General features: G+C 31.2%; 22 protein-coding genes and 1 CRISPR repeat array. Of the genes, 21 read left to right on the top strand and 1 reads right to left on the bottom strand.

The genetic code is table 11. The features are described from left to right. Positions 1 to 25: 25 nt before the first annotated feature. Positions 26 to 1,773: direct repeats of the CRISPR family, unit length 30 nt; unit sequence CCTTTAATAGAACTACAGTAGAATGTAAAT. Between the two features lie 140 nt (positions 1,774 to 1,913). The 11 genes from RT714_RS15285 (at position 1,914) to RT714_RS15235 (ending at position 16,043) form a co-directional block, all read left to right on the top strand. Then, positions 1,914 to 2,936 carry a pirin family protein gene (locus tag RT714_RS15285; protein WP_313758806.1) on the top strand — a complete coding sequence of 341 codons (1,023 nt, stop codon included), beginning with the start codon at positions 1,914 to 1,916 and terminating at the stop codon, positions 2,934 to 2,936. A 120-nt stretch (positions 2,937 to 3,056) separates the two neighbouring features. Beyond that, positions 3,057 to 3,284 (top strand): hypothetical protein, encoded by a 228-nt coding sequence (locus RT714_RS15280; RefSeq protein ID WP_313758804.1) that lies wholly within the window; start codon positions 3,057 to 3,059, stop codon positions 3,282 to 3,284. 198 nt (positions 3,285 to 3,482) lie between these two features. Beyond that, positions 3,483 to 5,594, top strand: coding sequence for a methyl-accepting chemotaxis protein (locus tag RT714_RS15275; RefSeq protein WP_313758802.1), 2,112 nt, complete (start codon positions 3,483 to 3,485; stop codon positions 5,592 to 5,594). 145 nt (positions 5,595 to 5,739) lie between these two features. After that, positions 5,740 to 8,217: an ABC transporter substrate-binding protein gene (locus RT714_RS15270; protein WP_313758800.1), complete on the top strand. Its 2,478-nt coding sequence runs from the start codon at positions 5,740 to 5,742 to the stop codon at positions 8,215 to 8,217. An 81-nt stretch (positions 8,218 to 8,298) separates the two neighbouring features. Further along, entirely contained in the window at positions 8,299 to 10,629 is a 2,331-nt protein-coding gene (locus tag RT714_RS15265) for an ATP-dependent DNA helicase (RefSeq protein ID WP_313758798.1), read from the top strand. Between the two features lie 144 nt (positions 10,630 to 10,773). After that, complete coding sequence (gene rlmD / locus RT714_RS15260; RefSeq protein WP_313758796.1) at positions 10,774 to 12,153, top strand: 23S rRNA (uracil(1939)-C(5))-methyltransferase RlmD; 1,380 nt, start codon at positions 10,774 to 10,776, stop codon at positions 12,151 to 12,153. A gap of 187 nt (positions 12,154 to 12,340) precedes the next feature. After that, a complete protein-coding gene (locus tag RT714_RS15255; RefSeq protein WP_313758795.1) occupies positions 12,341 to 12,679 on the top strand; it encodes an MATE family efflux transporter in 339 nt (112 codons plus the stop codon). A 201-nt stretch (positions 12,680 to 12,880) separates the two neighbouring features. Then, positions 12,881 to 13,249, top strand: a complete 369-nt coding sequence (locus RT714_RS15250) for a metalloregulator ArsR/SmtB family transcription factor (RefSeq protein ID WP_313758793.1) — start codon at positions 12,881 to 12,883, stop codon at positions 13,247 to 13,249. Positions 13,250 to 13,394: 145 nt separating this feature from the next. Then, positions 13,395 to 13,616, top strand: a complete 222-nt coding sequence (locus RT714_RS15245; RefSeq protein ID WP_233120123.1) for a cation transporter — start codon at positions 13,395 to 13,397, stop codon at positions 13,614 to 13,616. 15 nt (positions 13,617 to 13,631) lie between these two features. Continuing rightward, entirely contained in the window at positions 13,632 to 15,470 is a 1,839-nt protein-coding gene (locus RT714_RS15240) for a heavy metal translocating P-type ATPase (RefSeq protein ID WP_313758791.1), read from the top strand. 417 nt (positions 15,471 to 15,887) lie between these two features. Then, positions 15,888 to 16,043 (top strand): hypothetical protein, encoded by a 156-nt coding sequence (locus RT714_RS15235; RefSeq protein WP_313758789.1) that lies wholly within the window; start codon positions 15,888 to 15,890, stop codon positions 16,041 to 16,043. Positions 16,044 to 16,159: 116 nt separating this feature from the next. Here the strand turns inward: RT714_RS15235 and RT714_RS15230 are convergent, their stop codons facing one another. Then, positions 16,160 to 16,915 (bottom strand): ZIP family metal transporter, encoded by a 756-nt coding sequence (locus tag RT714_RS15230; RefSeq protein WP_313758787.1) that lies wholly within the window; start codon positions 16,913 to 16,915, stop codon positions 16,160 to 16,162. A gap of 303 nt (positions 16,916 to 17,218) precedes the next feature. Here RT714_RS15230 and lspA point away from each other — a divergent pair, with 303 nt between their 5' ends. From lspA to RT714_RS15180, 10 genes are all read left to right on the top strand, one after another. Further along, the gene (gene lspA / locus RT714_RS15225) at positions 17,219 to 17,674 is read left to right on the top strand and encodes a signal peptidase II (RefSeq protein ID WP_313758786.1); all 456 of its coding nucleotides are present in this window, start codon (positions 17,219 to 17,221) and stop codon (positions 17,672 to 17,674) included. 370 nt (positions 17,675 to 18,044) lie between these two features. Then, the gene (locus tag RT714_RS15220; protein ID WP_313758784.1) at positions 18,045 to 18,398 is read left to right on the top strand and encodes a metalloregulator ArsR/SmtB family transcription factor; all 354 of its coding nucleotides are present in this window, start codon (positions 18,045 to 18,047) and stop codon (positions 18,396 to 18,398) included. Between the two features lies 1 nt (position 18,399). Continuing rightward, positions 18,400 to 19,812, top strand: coding sequence for a mercury(II) reductase (gene merA, locus RT714_RS15215; protein WP_313758782.1), 1,413 nt, complete (start codon positions 18,400 to 18,402; stop codon positions 19,810 to 19,812). A 20-nt stretch (positions 19,813 to 19,832) separates the two neighbouring features. Continuing rightward, positions 19,833 to 20,354, top strand: a complete 522-nt coding sequence (locus tag RT714_RS15210; RefSeq protein ID WP_313758780.1) for a Csac_0668 family 2Fe-2S cluster-binding (seleno)protein — start codon at positions 19,833 to 19,835, stop codon at positions 20,352 to 20,354. A gap of 663 nt (positions 20,355 to 21,017) precedes the next feature. Then, on the top strand, positions 21,018 to 21,989 hold the full coding sequence (locus RT714_RS15205) for an ATP-binding cassette domain-containing protein (protein ID WP_313758778.1): 972 nt from the start codon (positions 21,018 to 21,020) through the stop codon (positions 21,987 to 21,989). After that, positions 21,976 to 22,785 (top strand): ABC transporter permease, encoded by an 810-nt coding sequence (locus tag RT714_RS15200; RefSeq protein ID WP_313758776.1) that lies wholly within the window; start codon positions 21,976 to 21,978, stop codon positions 22,783 to 22,785. Before RT714_RS15205 ends, RT714_RS15200 begins: the two co-directional genes overlap by 14 nt. 86 nt (positions 22,786 to 22,871) lie before the next feature. Further along, entirely contained in the window at positions 22,872 to 23,294 is a 423-nt protein-coding gene (locus tag RT714_RS15195) for a MerR family transcriptional regulator (protein WP_313758774.1), read from the top strand. Next, on the top strand, positions 23,287 to 23,556 hold the full coding sequence (locus tag RT714_RS15190) for a thioredoxin family protein (protein WP_313758772.1): 270 nt from the start codon (positions 23,287 to 23,289) through the stop codon (positions 23,554 to 23,556). Before RT714_RS15195 ends, RT714_RS15190 begins: the two co-directional genes overlap by 8 nt. A 455-nt stretch (positions 23,557 to 24,011) precedes the next feature. Next, positions 24,012 to 24,701 (top strand): hypothetical protein, encoded by a 690-nt coding sequence (locus RT714_RS15185; protein WP_313758771.1) that lies wholly within the window; start codon positions 24,012 to 24,014, stop codon positions 24,699 to 24,701. A 16-nt stretch (positions 24,702 to 24,717) separates the two neighbouring features. Then, the gene (locus RT714_RS15180) at positions 24,718 to 26,277 is read left to right on the top strand and encodes an antirestriction protein ArdA (RefSeq protein WP_313758769.1); all 1,560 of its coding nucleotides are present in this window, start codon (positions 24,718 to 24,720) and stop codon (positions 26,275 to 26,277) included.

Genomic DNA, 26,277 nt, shown 5'->3' with positions numbered 1-26,277 from the left:
CTAGCATTTAATGTGTAAAAATAGCCCTTTAATAGAACTACAGTAGAATGTAAATAGGCAAGGCTCCTGGATTAATAACGCAAGGAAATACCCTTTAATAGAACTACAGTAGAATGTAAATCTAGTATTCTATATCTTCTGTAACTAGACGCATAACCTTTAATAGAACTACAGTAGAATGTAAATAGAAGATTTCTCTAAGTTGTATTCTTCAAAAGTTTGCCTTTAATAGAACTACAGTAGAATGTAAATGCAGAACTAGAAAAACTATATAAGAAAAATTTAACCCCTTTAATAGAACTACAGTAGAATGTAAATACCCTTATTTTGTCTTTATCTGTATCGAAAAGCATTCCTTTAATAGAACTACAGTAGAATGTAAATGAGGGAATCCGAAAGAATAGGATACATAAATCTAGCCTTTAATAGAACTACAGTAGAATGTAAATCGAGCAGAAAAAAGTAAATATTAAAACAGGTAGTTTCCTTTAATAGAACTACAGTAGAATGTAAATAGTAGACCGATAAAACATTCTATAAGTTGGGATAACCTTTAATAGAACTACAGTAGAATGTAAATGTAGAGGTTGTATTGTTCGTTCTATTAAGATTATCTCCTTTAATAGAACTACAGTAGAATGTAAATTCATAAAATTCAGAAGAATTATTTGGATTATTTTCACCTTTAATAGAACTACAGTAGAATGTAAATAGTAGAACCCCTATCAATAGATAGAAATGTCAATACCTTTAATAGAACTACAGTAGAATGTAAATTACTATGGAAGCTTGCTTTATGTATTCAAATATTTACCCTTTAATAGAACTACAGTAGAATGTAAATTTTTGATACATCACTGATACACCTTTTGTTTTTATGCCTTTAATAGAACTACAGTAGAATGTAAATGCATCAAATACCCCTGCGAATACCCCATCGTTATATCCCTTTAATAGAACTACAGTAGAATGTAAATAGGCTTGTTAGTTCTCCTATTTTAGTTTCATTATAACCTTTAATAGAACTACAGTAGAATGTAAATTAGCTTCTTCGAAATCCATAGCCATTTTACCACTAGCAACCTTTAATAGAACTACAGTAGAATGTAAATTCGTTACTATTTCCATAATTGTACCTACATCTAGCACCTTTAATAGAACTACAGTAGAATGTAAATGATGGATTAGCTATTGAAAAAATATATGGATATAAACCTTTAATAGAACTACAGTAGAATGTAAATCCCGTTACATTAAGCCCTTTTTGCATTATTACTTTTCCTTTAATAGAACTACAGTAGAATGTAAATTATTTACTTGAAGGATATAGATGTCTCCATTTCCTAACCTTTAATAGAACTACAGTAGAATGTAAATTGGTATGCTTACTATAAATGCATTAACAGCTTGTAACCTTTAATAGAACTACAGTAGAATGTAAATTAGTTAAAACTAGCAATAGAAGTATCTATAGCTAGTCCTTTAATAGAACTACAGTAGAATGTAAATTATGATAATTGGTTTAACAATTCAGGAGAGGAAAAGCCTTTAATAGAACTACAGTAGAATGTAAATGACAGAAAGGGGCGTTATTTACCGCAACATATATAACCTTTAATAGAACTACAGTAGAATGTAAATTAAGTAGATGGGAAGCTGGTATAAGAGAACCTGACACCTTTAATAGAACTACAGTAGAATGTAAATAAACAAAAAATAAAGTATTATATGATTTACTAGAAACCTTTAATAGAACTACAGTAGAATGTAAATGTTTATTCAGTGATAAAAAATATTAATACTAATTAATTAAATATTTAAAAATTGAAAGGGATAAAAAACTTCATAAAGGGTATAAGGATTAATAGATGACATAATCTTAAAATTAATAGAAAATGAATTGGAGGAATAATATGTCGAAAAACTCAATACTTAAAATTGAAAAGTTAGATTTTATGTGGGAAACTGAAGACCCATTTTTATTCTGTGCTCATCATAAAGATAATTATCCCAAGGGGAATAATAAATTGGAACCACCATCATCAGAATTATTAGGGAGAAATATAGGAAATGATTTTAGGCTAAAGGATGGTTGGAGAATGTATCATGGTAAGACCATACCAGGATTTCCAGTTCATCCTCATAGGGGCTTTGAAACTGTAACCATTGTATTGGAAGGTTTCGTAGATCATTCTGATTCTCATGGAGCAGCTGGAAGGTACGGAAGTGGAGATGTACAGTGGATGACTGCTGGAGCCGGGATACAGCATGCAGAAATGTTTCCATTAATATACAATGACAAAGATAATCCACTTCATTTATTTCAAATATGGTTAAACTTACCTAAAAAAGATAAATTTACTGATCCCCATTATAAGATGCTTTGGGCAGAGGACATTCCAGTAATAGAAGAGATAGATGAAAATGAAAAAAATACTACCATAAAGCTTATTTCAGGTAGATATAATGAGATAAAGGCATTGGAGCCAACACCGGCATCCTGGGCAAAGGATGAGAAAAACAATGTAAATATATGGATAATAAAAATGGAGCCTGATGCAAAATTTGAACTTCCGGCATCATCTAGTACTATAACTAGAAATCTATATTATTATGATGGAGAGAGCATAAATATAGATATGTCGGCAATTAATTCGTCTAATAGAATTAAGTTATCAGGGGATAGAGCGATTGTAATAACAAATGGGAATAAAGAAAGTAATTTACTTCTACTTGAAGGGGAACCTATTAATGAACCAGTTGCAGCTTATGGACCATTTGTTATGAATACTATGGAAGAAATTAATCAAGCGTCTATGGATTATAGGGAAACTGGTTTTGGTGGGTGGTCTTGGAAGTGTGAAGATCCAGTACATTCCCATGAAAAAACTAGATTTGCAAAATACTCTGATGGAACTGTTGAAAAAAGATTATAATAATAATGTTCTTTTCTAGATTTTTAGAAAAGAACATTATTATTTTTGACAAAAACAATAATCAGTAGTAAAATGATAAACATAAGTTCTGATATTAGTATAATATAGATAGGTGATAAAATGGATAAGCAAACAGATATGTTTAGTATAATAAATACAAATAATAAAACTCCAGATACAAATATTCCAGATGGAGTCAAGTTAAAGGCAAGAGAACTTTGGTGTCCTTATTGTTCGAAACCTGTTATATTCATAAAAGATAAGGAATTGGGAGTTAGGAAATGTCCTTATTGTAAAGTGAGTAACAGGGATTATAATGTAAAACAAGTAAATAAAAAATGGCTATAAATATATACCTTCATTTATATAAAGATGAAGGTTTTTTTATTTCAAGACAAATGTAAAAATATGGTGATTTTTGTCGAAGTATGTTAAAATTAACTGTAATTATATAGGAGGAATGATATAAATATAATATCTTGGGAATTGTTTACAATGAATTAATAGTATTCTATTAAATATCTGTTAAAATAAAGGAGAAGAGAAATGAAGTCTATCAAAATCAAAATGTTAATAAGTATCATATCAGTTGTATTAATAATATTTGCATCGGTTGTTGGAATTATTACAATTAATTCTTATGATATGCAGAAGAAAGATTCAATAAATTATGTAACAGCAAAGACAGAAAAATATGTGGAATTAGCACAAGGCGAGATAAACAATGCATTAATAGTTACTACAGCATTGTCTAGGTCATTTGAAGGTATGAAACAAAGTGGAAATGTAGATAGAGCTACAATAAATCAAGTTATAAAAAACACAATAGAGAATAATCCTAATTTAATAGGAGTATGGACAGTTTGGGAACCAAATGCTTTGGATGGAAATGATAATGAATATGCAAATACAGAGGGAAATGACAAAACGGGTCGTTTTGTTCCATATTGGAATCGAGGAAATGGAACTATTGACATTCAAACTTGTGATGATACATATGACAATTTAGATGAAAGTGGATTATGGTATCAGACTTCTAAGAATTCTAAGAAACCAGAGGTGTTAGAACCACAAACATATAAGCTATATGGAAAAGATATTATATTAGTTTCTGTCACAGCACCTATTATTTATAATGATAAAGTTGTAGGTGTTGCAGGAGTTGATATTTCATTAGATAGACTACAAGAAATTATATCCAACATAACTTTATATGATAGTGGATATGTTCAGCTTATTACAGGAAAAGGACTAATTTTAGGACACAAGGATAATGAAATGCTTGGAAAGAATACATTTGAACTGTTTCCTGATGAAGAAATACAAGAAATTGTGGAAAATGGGAAGCAAGCTAATTTAGAGAGAGTATCCTCAACAAATGGGCAAAAAGAATATTTTACTATAATTCCTTTAAGCATAAGTGGAACCAGTACGAAATGGTCTTTTATATCCATCATACCACGTAATGAAATATTTGAAAAAACAAGAGAATCTATAACTAGGACTATAATTACTGGGATTATAGGAATAATAATTTTGATAGTGTTTATTTTGATAATTACTAATACTATAACAAGACCAATTGTAAATCTATCTCAAGCTATTGAAAGGTTGTCAAACTTTGACTTAACATTTGATAAAAATAGTAGTGCAATAAAATACTTAAATAGGGAAGATGAAATAGGACTTATTGCTAAATCCTTATCTATTATGCATAAAAATTTTATAGATTTAATTAAAAATGTCGCTGATATTTCTAATCAAGTAGCAGCTTCGTCAGAGGAACTAACAGCTACTACTCAACAATCAGCTTCAGCATCGGAGGAAATAGCAAGAGCAATTGATGAAATAGCAAGAGCTGCTAGTGAGCAGGCAAAGAATACGGAAAAAGGAGCAATTGAAATAGACAAATTGGGAAAAGAAATAGAAAAAAATCAAGAAGACGCCATTAATCTAAATAATGCTGCTAATGAAGTTAATACGCTAAAAGATGAAGGTATTGAAATTATAGAAGAACTTGTTGAAAAAAACAATGCTACCAACAAATCCATTGCAGAAATATATGAAATTATTGAAAACACAAATGAAGGTGCAGAGAAAATAAAAAATGCTAGTAAGATGATTGGAAATATAGCAGAACAGACTAATTTATTGGCTCTTAATGCAGCTATAGAAGCGGCAAGGGCGGGAGAAGCAGGCAGAGGATTTGCAGTTGTTGCAGAAGAAATAAGAAAATTGGCAGAGGAATCTAATTCTTTCACAGAAGATATAACTGTAATAATAGAAGATTTAGCAAGTAAAACAGAATATGCAGTTATTACAGTGGAAAAGGTTAGTAAAATTTTAAAATCTCAAAATGAAAGTGTCGAATTGACCAATGATAAGTTCCATGGAATTGCTTATACAATTGAAAATGTACAGAAGGCAATAGAATCTATTGCTAAATCAGGAATGGAAATGGAGAAGAAAAAAGAAGAGATCATAGGAATAATAGAAAACTTGTCTGCTATATCACAGGAAAATGCAGCTGGAACAGAAGAATCATCAGCATCTGTAGAGGAGCAGACTGCTTCCATAGAAGAAATTTCAGGTGCAAGTGAAGCATTATCAAAATTAGCAGAAGAAATGCAAGAGAATATTGCTAAATTTAAGTACTAGATATAACATGATTAGACGTAGAAATAGACATCTGAATTTTAGATGTCTATTTTTGTAAAATTCATCTAAAAAGAAGGATTTTGAAAACTTTTGTAGAATATAAGATATAGGATTTATATTTTTAATTTTAGTAGGGGGGGAAACGATGTTTAATTTTATAAAGAAAAATCAAAAACAAGAGATTTCTATATTTGAGGGCAAAGATGATTTGGCAGAGATAAAAGAAATATCAAAAGATATAAGTGTTTTAAAGAAAAATCAAAAACATATAGTAGAAAGGCTTACTATGAAAATTGATGAAACAGCCTTTGCAACGGATAATTTAATACAAATTACATATGATTTAGCAGATCATGTGGAAGTTCAAATGGACTCAATTCATAATGTAATAGATGAAATTGGAAGTTATTCAGCACTAGCAGAGGAAGTTTATGCAAGTACAGAAAATTCTAAGCAGATTGCAGCAGATACATTGAATATTGCACATACTGGTAATGATGCTGTAAATAACTCTATTAATGCAATGAAAGAAATAGAGAAATCGGTAACTTATGCTAAAGATGTGGTAAATGATTTAAATAAAAAATCCCAGCGTATCAATGAAATGCTAAATGTCATAAATAACATTTCATATAATACAAATTTACTTGCATTAAATGCATCCATAGAAGCAGCAAGAGCGGGGGAAGCTGGGCGTGGGTTTGCTGTTGTAGCTAATGAAGTAAAGAAACTTGCAGAAAATAGTGCCAATTCAACAAACCAGATATCTCAGGTTATTAAAGAGATTAATGATGAGGTTGCTAATACCATTAACGCAATGAATGATAGTATGATTAAGATACAAGAAGGAATGGAGATTGCTGGTAATACAATGGTAGTTTTCAATGAAATAATAAATGCAATTAATAATACATCAAAGGTTACTGAAGAAATAAATAATGCTATAGCTAAGCAAACTCAGAGTTTGGAAAGCGTAATTAGTTTAACTTCTGATATGACTAATAACTCAAATAAAGTAACATCTCTTGTGGACATTGCATCTTTAAATACAAAATATGCTAAAACCTCTTTAGATATGTTATCAGGAGTATCTAAGGATTTAAAGATTATATCGGATAAATTACTAGAAAATATTGAAACACACAAAGCAGAGGAAACAATTTTAAATATATCTCTAGATTCTAAACCGTTGGAATTCAATCCTCAGTTAGCAAAGGATCAGGATAGTGCTCAAGTTTTATTTAATGTTCACGGAGCCCTTCTTTATATTGGAGCAACTGGGGAGATTTCTCCTGGAGTAGCAAAAAGTTGGTATGTGGAGGATGATGGAGTTACTTGGGTATTTAACATAAGGCGAGGAGCAAAGTTTCATAATGGCAGAGAAATAACAGCAAATGATATTAAGTATTCTTATGAAATGATGATGTCTCCAAGACTTGAGTCTCCAAATACTTGGTTTTTAAATCATATTGAAGGAGCAGAAGATTATGCAAATGGTAAAGCAAAAGAAATAATAGGTATTAGGGTGCTTGATAAATATAGACTTGCCATTAGATTAATTAGTCCCTATAGTGGATTTTTATTAAATCTAGGTCAATTCAGTACAAGCATTTTAGCAAGAGAAGATTTTGAAAAGGGAAAAATAACAGGTTGTGGTCCCTATATTTTAGAGGAAATAACTGATGAGTATTGTGTTCTTAAAGCTTTTAAAGATTACTATGGTGGTGCTCCTTATCAGGATAAAATAATTGTTAACTACAGAAATGAAGATATAGCTCAGAGTTTCATTGAAGGTAAATATGATTTCGCTACATTTAACAATAAAGAAGACCTTGAAAGGATAAAGAAATTATCGGAAGTAAATATAACCTTAAACGATGTAATGGGAACATATTATCTAGGATTTAATCTAGAGGGTAACTCTATATTTGCAAAGAGTAGAGAAGCAAGACGAGCATTAAATATGGGAATTAATAAAAAGAAAATAATAAATGATATCTTAGGTGATTTAGGAGAAGAAGCAAAGGGACCGATTCCCCCTAAGATTGTTGATAATGATTATTTACAAGGCATTTCATATAATTCTTCCATGGCCAAGGATATTCTAAATAAGGAAGGACTATATAAATCAGGAAATCCTGTAAAGGTAATTATAAGGGATGAACCAGAAACGGCTTTATTCTATAGAGTAAGTCAATATATAATTAAAGATCTAGAAGCATTGGGAATTAAGGTTGAGGTTAGTAAGATTCCTAACAAAGATTATTTAAAGTCGGATATCATTGCAAAATGTCATATATTTATAGGTAGATGGATAGCAGACACAGGAGATCCTGACAATTATTTACAACCTTTATTTAATTATAACAATCAAACAAATATTACAAGATATAATAATCCTAAAGTTGTAGAACTTATGAATAGGGCAAAAGAAATAATTAATCCTAATAAGAAAATGGAAATATATAAAGATATACAAAATATTATAGTAGATGATTATCCATGGGTACCTATTTATCATCCTAGGACAGCATTAGCTTCAAAGAGAAATATAGTTGGTGCAAGAATGAGTCCTTTAGGCATAATAAATTATGAAAATGTTTTAATACAAGAGAATAAATAATATGAGAGGCACTCTTTTGTGGAGTGTCTTTTGATATAATAGATATTATAATAATTTTAAATAATAAAAAAGGAAGATAGTATGAGCAATATAATTAAAGTATCTGTTAGAAATTTAGTTGAATTTGTTCTTCGTTCAGGAGATATAGACAATAGTTTTATGTCTATGTCAAGGGCATTAGAAGGTACTAAGGCTCATCAGAAGGTGCAGAAATCCTATGGCATTGAGTATAAGTCAGAGGTAATATTAAAACATAATGTATATTATGATGACTTTATTATAGAATTACAGGGGCGTGCTGATGGCATATTTACATTTTCTGATGAGATAATTATAGATGAAATAAAAAGTACTACTAAAGATTTAGAAGACATTGGTGAGGATTATAATGAACTTCATTGGGCTCAGGCTAAATGTTATGGATATATTTATTCAGTACAGAATGATTTGGATTATATACATATTCAACTTACATATTTTCATATAGAGTCAGAAGAAAAGAAGCTCTTTAAAAGAAAATATACACGAGAGGAATTAAAAGAGTTTTTCTTTTTTCTAACGGATAAATATATTGAATGGGCAAGTATTACTTTTTATTGGGGAGAAACTAGGAACAAATCAATAAAAGAATTATCATTTCCATTTAGCAGCTATAGAAAAGGTCAAAGAGAACTTGCTGTAGCTGCCTATAAGACTATAGAAGAAGGGAAAAATTTATTTGCTCAGGCACCTACAGGAATTGGCAAGACTATGTCTACATTATTTCCATCTATTAAGTCTATTGGAGAAGAAATTACTTCGAAAATTTTTTATCTTACTGCTAAGACCATAACTAGAAAAATTCCCATAGCATCCATGGAGATGATGACAGAAAAAGGGTTGAGGGCTAAAGCTATTGTAATTACAGCAAAGGATAAGATTTGTTTAAATGATGAGGTTAAATGTAATCCTAGAGATTGTACCTTTGCAAAGGGACATTATAATAGAGTTAATGCAGCTATAATGGATATTTTTGAAAATGAAGACTTGATTACTAGAGATGTGGCTATTTCCTATGGGAGAAAGCATAATGTTTGTCCATTTGAATTTGTTTTGGATGTTAGCCTTTGGGCAGATGTGATTATATGTGATTATAACTATGTTTTTGATCCTCAAGTATATTTAAAAAGATTTTTTGAAAATCCATTTGAAAACTATGTATTTTTAATAGATGAGGCTCACAATTTAGTAGATAGGTCTAGGGAAATGTTTTCAGCTGAAATAAGGAAAGGTAGTTTCTTGGAATTAAGGGATATTTTTAAAGAAGATTATCCTCCTATTTATAGGAGTTTAAATAAGGTAAATAGTATATTGAATAAGTTAAAGAAAGATTTAGAAATAGAAGGAGAATATTATCAAAAAGAGGAGATAGCTGATTTATACTATCCCATTAAAAAGCTTATGACAATTTTAGAACCTTGGCTTGTAGAGGAGAAGAATCATGAAGAATATGATAAAGTCTTAGAACTTTATTTTAATTTACTAACTTTTAATAAGATTTCGGAGCTTTATGACAATCATTATGTGACCTGTATTAAGGAAATATCTAAAGATTTAATATTAAAGCTATATTGCGTTGACTCATCTTATTTATTAAAAGAGGCTTTAGATAGAGGAAGAGCTTCCATATTTTTTTCAGCTACTTTAACTCCTTTAGAGTATCATATGGATTTACTTGGAGGTAAAGAGGGAGATTATAATATAAAACTTAGTTCTCCTTTTCCAAGGAAAAATCTGTGTCTTATGGTTGGTAATAATGTTTCTACAAGGTATAGGGATAGGGAACGTACTTACATCCATATTGTCAGATATATAGAAACCTTTATTTCTGCTAAAGAAGGAAACTACTTTATATTTTTTCCTTCTTATGCTTATATGACCACAGTATATAATTTGCTTATTAATAGAAATCAAGATTTGAATATAATTATACAAAATGGTAATATGTCTGAAATTGAGAGAGAAGAGTTTTTATTCAAATTCGAAGTAGGAAATAATATTATTGCCTTTGCAGTAATGGGTGGCATTTTCTCGGAAGGTATAGATCTAACAGGTGAAAAGCTTATTGGAGCCATAGTAGTAGGCGTGGGTCTACCACAGATTTGTTTCGAGAGAAATATAATTAAAGATTATTTTACACATAATTTAGGTGAGGGATATGAATATGCTTATGTATATCCTGGCATGAATAAAGTATTACAAGCAGCAGGGAGAGTAATTAGATCTCCAGAGGATAGGGGAGCTATTTTGCTTATAGATGATAGATATGGAACAAGTAAATATAAGTCCTTATTTCCCAATGAATGGTTAGGATTTAAAAATGTAAGGAATGATATGACTATAGAGAAGATTTTAGAGAAATTCTGGGAATGAGTAGTTTTCTCAATTTGCCTTTATACTTGTAAATATCATAGGTTTTTTGTATAATTATTTCATTAACAAGAAATAAGATGGAGTATTGTATTAGGCAGGGGGACCTTTCATTTGTCTTCCTGTCATATTTTTTGGAGGTGTAAGATGGTTAAGAGAAACGATTTAATTGAATTTGAAATAAAGGAAGTAGGGTTTCCAAATAAAGGTAAAGCTATATACGAAGAACATAATATTAAGTTCAAAGGTGGAATAGAGGGACAGAAAGTACAAGCAAGAGTCAGTAGAAAGAGAAAAGGCTATATTGAAGCTAAACTCATAAATGTACTTGAGAAATCTCCCCTTGAAACTGAGGTATCCTGTTCTCATTTTGGATTTTGCGGTGGATGCACTTACCAATCCTTATCCTATGAAAATGAATTGAAATTAAAGGAAAGACAAGTAAGAGAATTGTTTAAACAAGAGGGTCTACATGTTAATTTTTTAGGCATAGAGAAAAGTCCTGTAGTAAATGGATATAGAAATAAAATGGAATATACCTTTGGTGATGAAGAAAAAGATGGCCCATTAGCATTAGGACTTCATCGTAAGGGTAGATTTTATGAAGTAGTTAATGTAGGAAATTGTAATATAGTGGACAGTGATTTTACCAAAATAATTGCCGCTGTTCTGAACTACTTCCAAGAATTAAATACTACTTATTATAATAAAAAGTCACATACAGGCTTCCTAAGACATCTAGTAGTCAGAAAAGCATTATCTACAGGAGAAATACTTGTAAATTTAGTGACATCCAGTCAAGGAGAACTAGATAAAGAAGGATTTGTTCATAGATTAAATAGCCTTATAGTTATGGGAAAAATAACAGGCATACTTCATACTACTAATGACAGCTTGTCTGATGTAGTAAAGGCAGATAAACTTGAGTTATTATACGGTAAGGATTATATTGTTGAAGAAATGCTAGGATTAAGATTTAATATATCACCGTTCTCTTTCTTTCAGACCAATACCTTTGGTGCTGAAAAATTATATTCAATGGTAAGAGAGTTTGCAGGAGATATAGATGATAAGGTGGTATTTGACTTATATTCAGGCACTGGTACAATTGCTCAAATAATGGCACCTTTGGCTAAAAAGGTAATAGGTATTGAAATAGTAGAAGAAGCAGTAGAGAAGGCTCGTGAAAATGCAAAGCTAAATAATTTAGAGAATGTAGAGTTTATAGCTGGAGATGTGCTAAAGTCTGTAGATGATTTAAAAGAGAGACCAGATTTAATAATTATAGACCCACCAAGGGACGGAATTCATCCAAAGGCTATAAATAAGATTATAGACTTTAATCCAAAGGTATTTGTATATGTATCTTGTAATCCTATTACTTTAGTAAGGGACTTGAAAGTGTTTATTGAAAGAGGATATAAAGTAGAGAAGGTAAAATGTATTGATCAGTTTCCTAGGACTCCTCACGTTGAGAGTATAATTCTGATGACGTATTGTGGTTCAGAGGAAAGAAATAGGATTTGACCACAACATATAGTGGTTTGAGGGTGATTTTAGAGCAAAAAATGAGTGAAAAAACACCTCTTTTTGACCCCGTTTTTAAAGGTGTTTTATAGATGACATAGGGTAATTTGAGTGATGACATGGTAGAAATGAAGAAAACAGGGTGGATAGATTGAATAATAATCTGATGGATTTTGGTGGGATAGTTTTGTATTTTAGATCTCCTTGGTTTGCAACTTGGTTCACTCAAGATACAGAAGCAATAGGGAAAATTGTAACTGCTTTGCGCATTGATGCTTTTGCTCAAATTCCATTGGCAGTTAGCCTTATTTTTGCAGGAGCTTTACAAGGATCTGGTAATACTAAATCTTCTCTTTATAGTACAGCTATCGGGATGTGGGGTATACGAGTTTTAGGTGTAAAAATGGGAATAGATATTGCAGGGGTATGGATATCTATTCTTATTGACCTCACTATTCGTTCTGTCTTTTTGACTATTCTATTTAGGGATAGAACACAAAAAGATGTTGAGTTTAACGATATTTAATGAAATAATTTAAAACCACTCTTTTATGGTACTGTAACCGTAAGCAGGTGGTTTTAAAATGTTTCAAATAATTATTAAAAATACTTGAATAAATGTTCATATGACTATTGACATATGAGAACAATAATAATATAATAAACATACAATATATGAATGGTTGCTCAAGTGTTCAAATGAAATACTTTAAAAAGAGGTGATAATATGAGTGAAAAATTTAATTCAATTGAAAGATGTGACTGCAATGTAATTCATGAGGATATTGTAAATCAAGTCAGAGATAAAATGCCTCAAGAAGAAAGCCTTTACGATTTAGCAGAATTATTTAAAGTATTTGGAGATTCAACACGAATCAGGATACTATGGGCTTTGAATGAAGCTGAAATGTGTGTTTGTGATATCGCTGTATTGCTTAACATGACACAATCAGCAATTTCGCATCAATTACGAGTTTTAAGGCAAGCTACTCTAGTGAAAAACAGAAAAGAAGGTAAAGTGGTATATTATTCTTTAGATGATAATCACATAAAGCATATATTTGACCAAGGTTTAATTCATATCAATGAAAAGTAATAATGCAATAAAATAGGATGTTTTTTCAGAATAATTGAATGTCTATTCAAGTATTCACATAAGATAAGCAATGTTTTAAGAAAATTTGAAAAAGACTTGGAGTAAATATAACAAAATAATAAATAATATTTAGGGGGACTTAATAATGAAAAAAAGATTTATACTTGAAGGTATAGAGTGTGCAAATTGTGCAGCAAAAATGGAGAATGCTATTAATAAGCTTGATGGTGTGAAGGAAGCCACTGTAAACTTTATGACACAAAAACTTGTTATTGAAGGTGAGGATGAAAAAATGCCTATAATTGTACAAGAAGCAGAAAAAATCGTTAAAGATATTGAATCACATGTTGTTATGAAAAAAGCTTAAAGGAGTTGAGGTAGCATGAAAAAACGAATTTGGAGAATAATTATTGGTGCAGTGGTGTTTGCTGCAGCAATAATTATAAATATTGAATGGTTACAGATCGCTATGTTTGTAATCAGTTACGTTATTGTAGGTGGGGATGTAGTAAAAAGAGCTGTAAGAAATATTTTTAAAGGTCAAGTTTTCGATGAAAACTTTTTAATGAGTATTGCAACAATTGGTGCATTTTTAATCGGTGAGTATCCTGAAGGTGTTGCAGTTATGCTGTTTTATCAAGTTGGAGAACTGTTTCAAAGCTATGCAGTTGGTAAGTCGAGAAAGTCAATTGCAAGCCTTATGGATATTCGACCAGATTATGCAAATGTTAAAAAAGGCGATGAACTTGTTAGGACTGACCCAGATGAAGTACAAATTGGAGATATTATTGTAATTAAAGCAGGAGAAAAAATTCCCCTTGATGGCAAGGTAATTGAGGGATATTCAATGATTGACACATCAGCTCTTACTGGCGAGTCTGTCCCTCGTGAAGTAGAAGTTGGAAGTGATATCCTAAGTGGCTGCATCAACATTAATGGAGTTATTACAGCAGAGGTTACCAAGGAATTTGGAGAATCTACTGTAAGTAAAATTCTTGATTTAGTTGAAAATGCAAGTAGTAAAAAATCCAATTCAGAACAATTTATTACGAAATTTGCGAGATATTATACACCAGTTGTGGTTATAATTGCAGCCTTACTGGCTATTATTCCACCTCTTATTATAGAGGGGGCAACCTTTAGCGTCTGGATATACAGAGCATTAGCATTCTTAGTAGTTTCTTGTCCGTGTGCTTTAGTTGTTTCAATTCCTTTAAGTTTCTTCGGTGGAATAGGCGGAGCCTCAAGGAAAGGTATTTTAGTCAAGGGTAGTAACTATTTAGAGGCATTAGCAGAAACTGAAATTGTTGTTTTTGATAAAACTGGAACATTAACGAAAGGTGTATTTAATGTACAAGAAATTCATCCAGAAGGAGTTTCCAAAGAAGAGCTACTTGAATTAACTGCATATGTGGAAAGCTATTCCAATCATCCGATTTCGCTTTCACTGAAACGTGCATACGGCAAAGAAATAGATAATGGACGTATTTCAGATGTGGAAGAGATATCAGGTCATGGTGTTGTTGCAACAGTAGATGGAAGAAAGGTTATGGCAGGAAATATCAAACTTATGAAAATGATGGATATTCCTTATTTCAAGGGAGAGCTGATCGGTACTGTTGTACATGTTGCTGTGAATAAGCAATATATAGGTTATATTACAATTGCTGATGAGGTAAAGCCAGATTCAGCACAGGCAATCAAGGAACTTAAAGCAGCTAATATTAAACAAACTGTCATGTTGACAGGTGATAATAAAAGTGTAGGTTCAAAAGTTGGTAAAGAGCTTGGTCTTGATAAAGTTTATGCAGAACTGTTGCCAGCAGATAAGGTTGAAAAGCTAGAAGAATTATTTTTACAAAAATCTAAAAAAGGTAAAATTGCTTTTGTCGGTGACGGAATCAATGATGCACCTGTATTAGCTCGTGCAGATATTGGAATAGCAATGGGTGGTTTAGGTTCCGATGCAGCCATTGAAGCTGCCGATGTTGTAATAATGACTGATGAACCATCGAAAATTGCTACTGCAATGAGGATTTCTAAAAAGACATTAAAAATTGCAAATCAAAACATAGTATTTGCAATTGGAATAAAAATAATTGTTCTTATTTTGAGTGCTTTTGGATTAGCTACTATGTGGGCAGCTATATTTGCAGATGTAGGTGTAACTATCATCGCAGTACTAAATGCTTTTAGAGCTTTGAATGTAAAGAATCTATAACAGTACAAAAAATGTTTTTTAATCGCTGATTAAGAGTGTAACATATCTTGAACAGCGATTTTGCTACAACCCTTTTCGCAAATAGATTTATATAATGTTTTTGTAATATTGATAATAAAAACGAGATACTAAAGATACTAATTAAAGAAAGAGGTGGTATCTTTATGAAAGAAAAACAGTAAGAACTTATTCTTGAAGGCTTAAATTGTGCAAACTGTACCAAAGTTGTTTAAAGAGCATTTAAGAATATCGGTAGAGTTGGAAGTTTTTGATGGAAATTTTCTAATGACAATTACAACTGTGGCACATTTATTATTAGAGAATATCCTGAAGGTGTTTCTGTAATGTTCTTTTCAAGTAGGAGAATTCTTTCAAGATGTGGCTGTTAATCGCTCGAGGAAGTCTATCTCAGCATTTATGGATATGAGACCAGACTACTCAAGCCTTAAGGAAGGGGAAGAGATAAGAAAGGTATCCCCAGAGCAAGTTAAGGTTGGAGATAAAATAATCATAAAACCTGGAGAAAAGGTTCCATTAGACGGCAACATAGTGAAAGGAAAATCTATTGGTTGATACTTTAGCGTTAACAGACTATGTCGGAAGCTGTTATTGCAGATGTAGGTGTTTCTATCCTTGCTATTATAAATGCTATGAGGATTATGAGAACTAAAGATAAATTATAAAATATATTAAACTAGAAAGGATGTAATCAAAATACCAGCAATCACACCTATGACAATTCCGATGGTAGATAGCCTACCTTTCCATGTCTCTCTGGCATTCGGTAGAGTTTCACTGCAAATTATGTATAGAATCATTCCACTAGCAAATGCAAGACTTATACTGATTACAACAAGTGAAATTTTACTTATTATACCTCCAAGTAAAGCTCCTAAACCCATCGGAATTGAAGTTATAATAGATATGATAATAAGAGAAAATGTGCTTAGGTTACTTTCTCTAAAAAAAAGCCCTATTGCAAGTCCTTCAGGTATCCCATGTAGTATTAAAGCTATAGCTAGATGAATGCCTTTTATTGGAGAAGTTGATAATAAAGATCCTAGTGCAATACCACTTGGGATATTGTGTATTCCTATAGCTATGGCCATAAAGATGCCCGCTTTCATAAATCTGTTCTTTTTATTATCAAAAGTAGAAATGTTAACGTGATCTAGTTTTCCATCTAATAATACAGCTAAAATTAGTCCAAAAGTAATTCCAATTAAAGCTACATAAATACTGCCTGCCTCAAATGACTCTGGAAGTAAGTCAAAACAAACAATGGATAACATCAATCCACCAACAAAACCAATTACAGTTCCTTTAAAGCGTCTCCCCCTATTTTTAATAAAAAATGAGAATAAAATACCAGTAAGAATTCCCATCCATGCTGTAAAATAGCCCGAACCCACTGTAATTAGTATTGTGTTCATAATTTTACTCATATCATTATCACTCCCAAAATATTTTATATCTATTACATTATTACTATAAGTTTAAATTAAGAACAATAATTAATGATGATATTGTATAATGGTTATGATAATTAAATGGCGCTAATAAACAATTTTGATACAATGAATATGTGAACAACAAATATTCAAGTATAGTTAATATAAGTAATTAGTATATACGCTTAAAATATCTGTAATAATATTGAATGAAGATGAAGTATGAGATTAGAAAATTTATTAAAAAAATAAGGGTATATTTACTAGATTAGTACCTAAAATAATTGGAGGGAAATTATGTTTTATATTTTATTAGCTATTATATTATTATTTATTGACCAGTATACCAAGTATCTAGCAGAACTGTATCTTAAGCCAATTGGTTCATATCCTTTAATACAAGATATATTTCACTTAACCTATGCAAGAAACACTGGAGCTGCATTTAGCATATTACAGAACAAACAAACTTTTTTAATAATTATATCATCGATTGTTGTTTTAGGTCTAATATTCTATTTAATAAAAAACTTAAGAAAAAGTATGTTTCTATTCAACTTATCTCTTGTTTTTATAATATGTGGCGCACTGGGAAATTTAATTGATAGGGTTAGATTAAATTTTGTAATTGATTTCTTTAGCTTTACATTGATAAATTTTGCAATTTTTAATTTTGCAGATATATTTGTAGTTTCAGGCACAATATTGTTATCATATATGATTTTGTTTCAAGAATTTAAAAATGTAGAATAATACTAAAAATACAGGTTGCTTCTTCTTATTGAAATCTAATCTAGATATGATAGGCTAGAAATAGCAAAACAAGTTTGGAAAGATGGAATAATAATCTGATGGGCTGGAGGAAACTTTATATAATGTGCATCAGTAGAAAATTATGAGTAGTTAATAGAATCTATACTGTTAGATTGTATTGTACTCATGTTCATATTATGATAGAATAAACATATCAATATATATTGATATGTTTATTCTTATTAAGGATGAATTTTACTTTATTGCAAGAAACGATAATGATTCAAAAAATACTAGACAATTACTTGGATAATGATAATAGTTTCAGTTGGGTTAATTGTATGTCTGGGTTTATTTAGGGGGTAAAATTATGCAATCTATTGATGAACAAATTGAAGTATATACAAAATTTTTTCATGGATTATCAAATCCTACGAGATATAGAATTATATTATCCTTATTAGATGGTCCTAAAAATGTTGGAGAATTGACAGAGGACATTGGGTGCTCCCAAAGTCTTATATCAATGCAATTGCAATGCTTAAAATGGTGTAACTATGTGAAAGCATTAAGGGATGGAAAGAATGTTTATTACTCTATTTCAGATGAAAGAGTAATAGCACTAGTTCAGCTAGGGCAATCTATAGCTGATGGAAATACAGATAAAATATGTACTTGTGAAATTTTAAAAAATGAAAAGTATGTTGAAAACAAGGAGGGATAAAATGAGTGGAAATGCAAAAGACTTTGATTTAATTATTATTGGAGGTGGCTCGGCAGGGTTTGCTGCAGCAATTAAGGCTTCTCAGTTTAATAAAAAGGTTGCAGTTGTTGAAAGGGGAGTAGTTGGAGGAACATGTTTAAATGTAGGTTGTGTGCCCCCCAAGAACTTGCTAAGAGCAGCAGAACTATATCATTTTGGAAAAGAGAACCCTTTTGCGGGCATCAATATGAAACAAGTAAGTTTAGATTTCAAAGAGATTATTATGCAAAAAGATAATCTGCTTGCAGAGCTAAGAAAAGAAAAATATATCGATATTTATGAAAATGACAAAAATATCACCTTACTTAAAGGTAAGGCTGAATTTATTAACCAAGATACCATCCAGGTAAATGAAAAACAATATAAGGCTTCTAAATATATAATTACAACTGGTTCTAGATCTTCTATTGCTAAAGTTGATGGCTTAGAATGTGTAAAATACTTAACCAATATTGAAATTATGGAGTTAGATAAATTACCTGAAAAATTAGTTATTATAGGTGGTGGCTGGATCGCTGTTGAGTATGCTCAAATGTTTTCTATGTTTGGGTCAAAGGTTACAATTCTACAAAGAAGCGGGAGAATAGTTAAAAATGAAGAACCTGAAATTTCTGAGGCTCTAAAGAAAGCACTAAAAGATCAGGGAATAAATATTGTAATAGATCTTTTGTTTCAAAAAGTGTATGAAGAAAATAATAGAAAATATGTAACTGTTATAAAAGAAGGGAATGAACAGACTTTTGAAGGTGGCCAATTATTAATAGCTACAGGGAGAACCCCAAACTCTGATAACATGGGGCTGGAAAGAGCAGGAGTAATAGTAGATGAAAAAGGCTTTATAAAAGTTAATGAATATCTACAAACTTCAAATCCTAATGTTTATGCAGCTGGTGATGTTATAGGAAACTATATGCTTGTTACAGTAAATGCCCATGAAGGTTCAGTAGCGGGTGAAAATGCTACTCAGAACAATATAAGAAAGCCTAACTATAAAGCAGTTCCCCATGCAATATTTACTAGTCCTCAGGTGTCATCTGTAGGACTTAAGGAAGCTGAAGCTATAGAGTTAGGATTTAAAGTTGATAGTAGGTCTTTAGATATGGCATTAGTTCCAAAAGCAGCTACAATTAGAAATACTCAAGGATTTGTAAAGATGATTATTGATAAAGACACTAAGAAGATTTTGGGGGTTCATGCAATAGGTGAGTTAGCAGCGGAGATTATCCAAGAGGCAACTTTAGCAATACAATTTGATCTCACAAACACTGATATATCGAATACTATACACGTATACCCTACTATGTCAGAAGCAATAAAACTTGTTGCACAATCCTTTGATAAGGATATGAAAAAACTTAGCTGTTGTGCTGAATAAGTAAAGGAGGAAGATAATCAATGAAAATAAAAGAAGAATTAAATTTTGAAAGTAGATCTTGTTGTGGGGGTAAAACAGAATCTGCTAGTATGGTAGAAAAAAACACTTTATGCCCTGTGTGCAGAGAAGAAGGTAAACTTGTAAAAAACATAACTGTTAAGCATATGGTAATTGATGGGGTTAAAGAACATGTTGGGGATAATGACTATTATTTATGTATGAACGAAGCTTGCTCTGTTGTATATTATGGTCAAGAATCTGATAATAAATTCGGTAAAAAAGATGTGAAAGAACCTATTTGGTTTAAAATTGATGCTAATCCTAAATATTCATGCTACTGTAGTAAGGTTACAGAAGATCAAATTATAGATGCAGTTGTTAATAAAGATGCAAATAATATGAAGGATATAATAGTATTAACTGGTGCAATGAAAAATGGTAAATGTGAAACTAATAATCCATTAGGAAAATGCTGTAGTCCAATTATACAAGAGGCAATAAAAAAAGGTTTAGAGATAAAAGAAAACCCTATGCAAGCATAAGGCTCATTCTTCTTATGTTTTGCATCAGAGGGATGTTGTAAAAACACAAAAGAAAAATTGATACAAGCATTGTTCCTAACCAAGGTATAGGTGTTTATATTAAGACATGATTTTGCTCTGATTATTTGCGATAGTGAAAAAATCATTTAATAGGTTGTGTTTAATTAGTAGCAAATAAGCATAATTTTTATCTTTAGAATTAAATTCAAAAACGTCAACAGCACTGAGATGCAAAAATCTCGGTGCTGTTGTTTTGTATAAATTAAAACTAAATATAGAAACACAAAGAGGCGAAGTCTTAGGTTAACTTATGCGTAGTCAAAATGGTGCAGGACTTAATGGCATCAAGCAAGGTTAAAGGGAATAGTCAGTTTCAGCTACTGATGGATAAATTATCATCAGAACATAAGGCAATATGGTTTGCAGGTGCAGCTAACTACTGAACAAGCAATGGCATCAGTTCTATCTAAGGCATTATTACATTAAAAAAGTATTTTTCACCCCTTGACTCTGTACTTAGGTACAGGCATTATAATGATGATATAACTTGATTGATTAAATAATTTAAGGGCAAGATATAGTCTATTGATGTAGCTAATGAAATAGTGCTATTCAATTTAAAGTGGTAATTGTAATAACTTAAAGTGAAAGGAGAACAATGAAATGTCAGATGTAATTCTTAGAGTGGAAAATTTGCACAAAGTATTTCCAATATCAAAGGAACGACAAGTGAAAGCTGTGCGTGATATTAGCTTTGAAGTCCAACGAGGAGAAATTTTTGGTTTTTTAGGACCAAATGGAGCTGGTAAAAGTACAACAATTAGTATGGTGACAACTCAGTTAGAACCCACATCAGGTAAAATCTTTATTGATGAACAATCAATTTTAGAAGACCCTGCTCTAGCACGTAGAAAAATAGGCGTAGTTGCTCAACATAATAATCTGGATAGAGGATTAACTGCAAGGGAAAATCTAATATATCATGCCAAGTATTTTGGGATAGATGATAAAACGGCAAATAAAAGAGCTGATGAGTACCTTGATAAGTTTGGACTTACCGAACGACAAAATGATTATGTGAGAAGTTATTCAGGAGGAATGGCACAACGCTTAAAAATAGCTCGTGCTATTATGCATAACCCTGATATATTATTTTTAGATGAACCAACAACTGGTCTAGACCCTAGTTATAGATCTATATTATGGGAACAAATGCTAGCCTTAAATAAGGCTGGAACCACAATATTTCTTACAACTCATTATATGGAAGAGCCGGAACAACTTTGCGATCGAATTGCTATTGTTGATAAGGGAGAGTTGAAAGCTATAGGAAGAGTTGAAGAATTAAAAGCGCTAATTCCTAGCAATAATATTATTTCGATAAAATTAGCTAATCTTGATCCGAAATTTATTAAACAGGCTAAGACCTTACCCGAAGTAAAAAATGCTGCGATTAAAAATGGCGTACTACTTCTATATATGAAGCATAATAAGCCTGATTTCAATCAGATTTTAGAATGGGTGAATAAATTAGATTCACCTTTACAAAATATAAGCTTAAGTGCAAGTACACTTGATGATGTATTCATGCATTTAACTGGAAAGGGGAGTGTAGAGCATAATGAAAACAAATGAGATAAATAATAATTCGAATTGGATAGCATTTAAAGCTATGGTCAAACGTGACTTAGTAATTCAAGCAAGGGATAAATGGGAGTTTGTTTTTCGTGTAGCCATGTTACCTTTTGTATTAATTCTTCTTTACGGATATATCTTACCAAGAGTTGGAATTGTTGCACCAACTTTTCCAAATCAGATGTTTCCTGGGATGGTGGGCATGAGTATTTTGGTAACGGGAATCCATGGGACAGCAGTTCCTTTAACAATGGATTTTAATATGTCTAGAGAAATAGAGGATCGTTTACAAGCACCTGTTAATGTAAGAGTGGTAGCATTTGCCAAGATGTTTGTAGGAATTTTGGAATCATGGATTGGTGGGTTGATAGTATTACCAGTATCCCTACTATTTATGGCCAGTTCTTTAGATATAACAATAAACACTCAAAGTATTCTAATGCTTATTCCAATATTGATACTTGCTGCTATTTGCTCAGCATCTCTTGGTCTTTTGGTCGGTACAATAATAAAACCAAGCCAAATTGCAGCCATGTTCCCAGGCTTCTTAATGCCTTTGGTTTTCACAGGAGCTATATTCTTCTCTTGGAATTCATTAAGTGCAACGCCAATTATTCAAAAGCTAGTTTTAATAAATCCTTTGTTATATGTTAATGAAGCATTAAGGGCAGTTTTAACACCACAAATCACTCATATGCATTTAACATATAGTATCTCAGGAATAATCATAAGTACACTTATAATGGGTTATTTTGGAGCTAAAAGATTTGCTAACATGTCAGGTGGGAAATGGTAAATAATCATTTTAAATATAATAAAATAAAAAAGCCTTGACTCTGTACCTAGATACAGGCCTTATAATAATATTAGAAGGTGATATAAATGAAAGGTTTATCAATAGGTGAAGTTGCTAAAAAATCTAATGTGAATATTGAAACCATTAGGTACTATGAAAGACGTGGTTTAATCTCAGAACCGCCTAGAAGTGAATCAGGTTATCGAATATTCCCTTTAGAAACTGTCGATAGGATTAAATTTATCAAGCGTTCTCAAGAATTAGGATTTTCTCTCGATGAAATTGAAAAACTTCTAGCAATTACAGAAGATGAAGAGCACTTTGATTCTAAAGAAATCCTTGATTTTACTACTCAAAAAATTAGGGATATTGAATTTAAAATTCATGATCTTGAAAAAATGAAAGCTGCCTTAGAAGATTTGTCTGCCCAATGTCCTGGATCAGGAAATCTTATTTGTAAATGTCCAATTGTTGAAACCTTATCGAAAGGAGGTGGGAAAAATGGCTAAGAGATTAATTGAAGTGTTTACTTCAGGTTGTTATGTGTGTGATAATGCTGTAAAGCAAATTAAAGAATTAGCATGCCCTAACTGCCAAGTGGTAGTTTATGACTTAAATAAAAAATGTGATACTAATGAATGTGAAGATAAGGCTAAAAAATATGGAATTCAATCTGTTCCGGCAGTAGCAATCGATGGCAAACTAGTTGATTGTTGTAAAAACAAGGGAATTGATATTGAAATATTAAAGGTAGCTGGATTGGGGCAATAATTACTTTATGGACTAGGGTAATATTTATTTACAAAGTTATTGAGAAATAAAATGCTAAGATTAGTGCAACAATTTTTATTGTTGCACTAATCTTATTAAATAAACGTTGTAGTGACTCAATGGAAGCACCTTTTGAATAGAAGTAAATAGCTGCAAAAAACAAGGGACGCTTGTAAAAAATATTAAAGTAAAACATATTTTACTTGATGAACTGATTGAGCAGGTTGGTAACACTGATTATTGATTCAGGATGTAATAGGTAAGGGATTTATCCATGAAATAATTTCTTTGTATTAAATCATATTATAAAGTTACTATTGTAAAAAGATTAATATTTTTTCTGAAAAACCAAACCTAGATATAGAAACACAAAGAGGCGAAGTCTTCGATCAACTTATGATTGATAGGCTTGGCCTCTTATTTATTTCAGAATAAAATTGAAAGGAATGAGAACAATGTCAAAATTATTTATGCATGGTACATCATTGAAGGGAATAGAACAGCTGATGGTCATGGTGCCAAATTTTCAGCCAAGGAGAAGCGGTATAGTCATTAATAATTATTTTAATTGGGAAGGAGGTGTTAAAGATTGTAACTGCAATCTTATAAATATTAACAATGGTTGGAATGAATGTGGATACATTGGTTCGGATTTGAAAATTAATGTGGATAGATGTAGATATAAGGATATAGTCAGAGAATGCTTTGGAAAGATAAATAATTATTATGTACAAGAAAGATTAAAAAGTCTAGTAAGTAAATTTAAGGGTGAAATATTTCTAAATCATAACCATAAGGAAAGATTCTATAATTTTCTACAAAAGAAAAGTTTAGATACCAATGATATATCTCTTGGATATATTACCATTCTTTTTCTTCTAACTGCAGATGAAAGTCTATGGAAAAGTTCAGAAGATATAGTAAGTCAAGGTAAGATTGACCTTAAACAAATTTGTCTTAAAGAAATAGATACTGAAGCATATGCCCTATATCAAACTGCAAAAACCATATCAACTGGGAAGGAGTGTATAAAAATTAATGAACTTGCAGATGGAGAATTAATTGATGATATGACTTTTAAAGCAATCATTAACTCTGCATTAATCAATAGATATGGTGCAGAGATATTTTTAATTACTAAATAGAAGGGGGGATTAAAATTTGAATATTACAATCAAAAAATCAAGTGATGATAATAAAATAAAGACCATATGGTTTCCGATGGAGGAAGATAAACTTCAAGAAGTATGCAATGAACTAGGAATAGAAATAAGCACAGGGGCAAACTGCTATGTAGAAGGCAGCAGGGATGAAAGATTTTCAAATATACTGGCTGATAAAAATGTAAATATAGATGAGCTAAATTATTTAATGAAAAGATTTGATGGACTTAGTCCAAAAGAAATAGAAAAGTATTATGCTACAGCCTTTGCAGAAGAACCTAAATCAATGGCAGATTTAATAAACCTGAGTTTTAACTTACATTGCTACAACCTTATAAATAACTTTAGTGACTTTAATAAGATAGGAAAGGATATATACTTAACTGAGAAAATGGCAGTAGCAACTAAAGAATTAGATGAATTAGATGGAGAAGAATATGCAATGGAAGTAATAAAAAGTAATAAAAGTGCTACTGTAACTCCCTATGGTGTCCTATATAGAAACTCAAATGAAGTAGAGCAAGTATATAATGGAAAGCAGTTTCCACCCTATGGCTGGAAAGAATCCATGGCAACAGTTGAATTAAAAGCAAAGGATGAAAGTGAGTTTATATACCTTCCTTGTTCTGATATTGAAATTGAAAAGGCATTAATGAGATTAGGAGTATCATACTTGCAGGACTGTGAAATTAATATTGATAGCGATAACCACCCTGATAGTGTATTAGAAATGATTCCAAAGAATATAACATCGATGGAAAGAGTAGATACTTTAAATAAAGTAGCAAGTAAATTTATAGAAATGAAAGGGGATATACAATACTTTGAAAGACTTATGGAATATGTAAATCCTAGAACAACTGATGAAGTTCTATTGTTAGCAGATTCTATGTATGAGTTTGAATTATTTGATGGTATAAAAGATGCTGAAGACTATGGTAGATATATGATTTGTGAATCAGGTCATTTTGAATATGATCATAATTTAGAAGACTATATCGATTTTAAAAGATATGGCCAAGTAAAAATGGCAAATGAAACTGGAGCCTTTTCAAATAAAGGATGTATTGTCTACCATGGCTGCAATCAAAAGCTCTCAAATATACTATCAGAAAATCTTGGAATGGAAATTCCTAAAATAAAGGAACAGAAAACAATGAAGTTATATATGCCCTTAACCATTACAACCTATGAAATAGAAAATGATTATGGTTATAGGGAAACACTAAATGAACCCTTGGAGTTAGGTAACTATGAAATAGTTGAATATATTGATGAAATTATTGATGCCATAGAAAGGGATAAGTTACCTGATGAGATTAATAGAGGCCTTATGCATTACTACGATGGGCATGATAGTGTCAATGCCAAGGTAGCCAAATATGAATTCTCAGTAGAAATGGTAGAAGATGAGTTGATGGGTGTAGCAGCACTCATATTAAATGAACATTTGAATAAGAATGAGCTTGAGAAAATAAAGGATTATATAACTGGACAGGCCTCTGATGGCTATGTGACTAAAAATAATATGGGACAAAGCGATATAGAAATGGTGTAA

It is taken from the genome of Tissierella sp. (genome assembly GCF_032104385.1).
Taxonomy (GTDB): Bacteria; Bacillota; Clostridia; order Tissierellales; family Tissierellaceae; genus Tissierella.
This window is presented reverse-complemented; position numbering and strand designations above follow the sequence as displayed.